Here is a 4,202-nt window from a genome sequence, read left to right on the forward strand (position 1 = left end):
TCCAGTCGCGTTTTATCCAAGGAACCTTCAATGATCAAAGCGCCTGGCATATTGTAGCTAACCTCTCCGCCTTCCAAGTGACTCAGAACGTACATCCGTTTTTGCGCCGAGGACACGGGATAATATACGCGTTCCTCCGCAACAGGGATGGATACATACGTTTGCTGTGTCTGAACTTCTCCCATCACCTGTACCAGTTGCTCAATCGTCGGATATTGGAAAATATCTCGCAGCGCCAGCTTGTAATTCAGCTCCTGATGAATTTTCGCCATCAGTGTTGTCGCGCGCAGAGAATGTCCTCCCACTTCAAAGAAGTTATCCTGGATGCCTATCTGCCGATGATTCAAAACGCTTTGCCAAATACGTACCAGTTGCTCTTCCAGTAGTGTCCGCGGTGCCACGTACGCTGTGCCTCCTTCGAGGCGCGCTTCCGGCGCAGGCAACGCTTTGCGGTCAATTTTCCCGTTTGGTGTCAGCGGGAAATGATCCAGTTGTACGACATATGTCGGGATCATATAACCCGGCAGCTTGGGCTGCAGCGTGCTGCGCAGCTCGGGCAAATTCAGCGCTGCAGAGGCTACGACATACGCACACAAATCTTTGTCTCCGTCTTCGTTTTCCCAGGCGGTGACGATAGCTTTCCGAATGCCGTCCACGGTCAGCAGCTGTGCTTCCACCTCGCCGAGTTCAATCCGGAAGCCCCGGATTTTGACCTGATCATCCATCCGGCCAATAAAGTCCACATTGCCATCTGGCATCCACCGCGCCAAATCGCCTGTGCGGTACAATCGTTCACCCGGTATATACGGATTCGCTACGAATTTCTCGGCGGTCAGGTCTGCACGGTTCAGGTAGCCTCGTGCCACCCCGGCTCCGCCAATGCACAGTTCACCCAGTACGCCGATCGGCACCGGATTCAGCTGGCTGTCCACGATGTAGAAGCGGGCGTTCAGCCACGCCTGACCAATCGGCACATTGCCGCTGCTTGGCAGCTTCGACAGCTCTTCGTCATAGAAGCTGGAGTCAATCGCCGCTTCCGTGACACCGTAACTGTTCATAATGCGGATATCCGCGCCAAACCGTTCTTGCAGCACCCGGTAATCTGTCACGCTGCAGCTATCCGAGCTGGTGATCAGCAGCTCCAGACTGCTCATGTCCAGTCCCTGTTCATGCACATGCTGCATAAACGGTACGATCAGGGCCGGGGTCGATTCGAACACGGTAATCTGATAATCGCGAATCCAGCCATACAATCGGCTAAAATCAATCCGATCGTCTTTCGGACAAATGACCATCGTGCCGCCGTTATAGAGCGTCCGCGCGATATCCCCGACGAAGACGTCGAAGGAGAAGCTCGCCAGCTGCAGCAGTCGTACCGGGAACTCGCTCAGACGGTAATCTCGGCGATACGCCGCAGCCGTATTCACCAAGCTGTGATGCTCGATCATGACGCCCTTCGGACGTCCGGTTGTCCCGGAGGTGTAAATGACATACGCCAAATCCTGCGGTTTGTTAATAGGCTCGATATCGGTGGTGTCTCCGATGTACAGCGACTCATCGTCCAACGCCAGCACGGTATGCAGACGCAAGTTCGCTTCAGATTCCGATGCTGCTTCGCTGTCAGGTGGCGAATCTGCTGTTCCATTCAGGGTTCCATGGAGAGTACCTGATTCCATCGTTTCAGCGCCAGCTACTGTTCCCAACTCGACCTCAGACTGCCCTCCGGCCAAGGCCTGTCGGCTTTCCTCCAGCCATGCCTGCGCGCGCTCCTGCAAGCCGATTTGCGTCAGCAGCACCGTCGCACCGCTGTCCTCCAGCATGAAACGAATACGTTCGGACGGATAGTCTGCATCCAGCGGCACATAGGCGCCTCCTGCCTTCCACACTGCCAATACGCCGACCAGCATATCCACCGAGCGCTCGCTCAAAATGCCAACCATCGACTCGCGTCCAACGCCTTCGTTCCGCAATCTCCGCGCCAATTGGTTCGCGCGCTCGTTCAGTTTCCGGTACGTAAGCTGCTCCTCCTCGTACACCACCGCCACATGATCCGGTACAAGCTGCGCCTGTTCTTCCACAAAGGTATGGAATAAGGCTCCTGCCTCGACTACAGCAACATCCGATACCCCCACATTTCCAAAACCATAGATGATTTGTGCTTTTTCCTCGGCAGGTACCATATCCAAAGCTGCCAGTGGCTGTTGTGGATGCAGTGTAATTGCACGTACGAGTTCGGTAAAATGCTGTGCCAATCGCGCAATCGTCTCAGGCTTGTACAGCGCCGTGCTGTATTCCAGACGGCACAGAATGCCTTCTGGCTGCTCTATTGCATCCAAGCTCAGATCAAATTTGGCCGTATGATTTTCCAGCGGATACGAATGTAAGGTCAGACCTTCCAGCTGCACCTCCTGCTGCTCCAATGTTTTCAACTCAAACATCGTGTCAAACAGCGCATTTCGGCTCGTATCCCGTGTTAAATTCAGCTTTTCAACCAGCTCTTCAAAAGGATAGTCCTGATGCTCGTAAGCACTGAGCGCATGCTCCTTCACCTCTTGCAGATAATCGAGGAACGATTGGTCGCTAGACGGATAATTGCGGATTGCCAGCGTGTTGATGAAGACACCTACCAGACTCTCCAGTTCCGCATGCGGTCTTCCAGCAATCGGCGTGCCGACTACGATATCTTCTTGGCCTGTGTATTTATGCAAGAGCGTAGTGTACGCCGCCAGCAGCACCATATACAAAGTTGAACCTGTTTGCGAAGCCAGTTCTTTCAGGCGTTCGCTCACTTCACGCTCCAGTCCAAATTCGATCGTATCCCCTGCCGTACTCTGTACCGCCGGACGGGCAAAGTCGGTTGACAGATCCAGCACAGGCACCCCGCCCTGGAAGGTGCCCAGCCAGTATGCTTCCTGACGCTGCATCCATTCCTGATGGGCTTCGCTTTGCTGCCATACCGCATAGTCTTTGTACTGTATCCGCAATGGCGATAGCTCTTCACCGCCATACAAGCGGACAAATTCATCGGTCAGTACCTCCATCGACACACCATCCGAAACGATATGGTGCATGTCGAGCATGAGTAAATGCTGAGATTCCGGCTCGGTTCCTTGTACACCCAAATCTATCAAGCCTACCCGCAGCAGCGGTGCAGCTTGCAGATCGAATGGACGGACAAACTGTCGTACCCGTTCTTGTGCTTCCTGGCTGACCGTCGTGTACGTAGCTGTATCCAAATCTGTATCTGTAGTTTTGTCCTGATCTGTATCCGCAGTCGCATCCTCTTCTTGTACCTTCGTATATTCCACCTCGAATGGCACGCTGTCTTCAATCCATTGCATTGGCTCGCTGTCGATCAGCTCAAAGCGGGTACGCAAGGTCGCATGGCGATCGATTAGTTGACGGAACACGTCTTCTACTCGTTTTACGTCCAGCGGACCGCTCACTTGCAGCACCGACGGCATGTTGTAGTTCACATCACTTGGATCAAACTGATGCAGCACATACAGTCGTTTTTGCGCCGAAGATAACGGGTAGAAGCTACGATCTTCCGTTACCGGAATGGACGCATATGTTACTTGATCCAGACTTTCTAACACCGTTGCCAGTTGCTCAATCGTTGGTGCTTCAAAAATACTGCGCAGTGGAAGCGGCTTGTTCAGCTCCTTGTGAATCTTCGAGGCCAGTGTCGTCGCCCGCAGCGAGTGTCCGCCAATCTCGAAGAAGTTTTCCTTCACACCGACCTGCGTGAGGCCCAGCACATCCTGCCAAATGTGCGCCAGCTTCACTTCCACCCACGTCCGCGGTGCGACATAATCAGCTCCGCTTTGCAGGCTGCCTTCTGGTGCTGGCAGGGCTTTGCGGTCAATTTTGCCATTTGGACTCAGCGGCATTTGTTCCAGCTGTACAAAGTACGACGGCACCATGTAGCTTGGCAGCTCCCGGCCCAGCTCACTTCTCAGCTCACTGGCTCCTATCTCTTGCCCCGCAACATAGTACGCCACCATTTGTTTTTGTCCCGTTTCATCCGCACGCGCCGTGACGACCGCTTCGCGTACCGATTCCACTTGGAGCAGCTGCGATTCGACCTCGCCCAGTTCAATCCGGTAACCCCGGATTTTGACTTGATGGTCGATCCGGCCCAGATATTCAATGTTGCCGTCCGGCATCCATCTCGCCAAATCGCCTGTGCGGTACATCCG

At 54.0% G+C, this 4,202-nt stretch carries 1 protein-coding gene; it reads right to left on the reverse strand.

Annotated elements, in window-relative coordinates:
- Window positions 1–4,202, reverse strand: a 4,202-nt coding sequence (locus G9G54_RS24720; protein ID WP_165179929.1) for a non-ribosomal peptide synthetase, incomplete at both ends; no start/stop codon positions are given.

The sequence above is a fragment of the Paenibacillus sp. EKM212P genome, assembly GCF_011066115.1.
GTDB lineage: Bacteria > Bacillota > Bacilli > Paenibacillales > Paenibacillaceae > Paenibacillus > Paenibacillus polymyxa_B.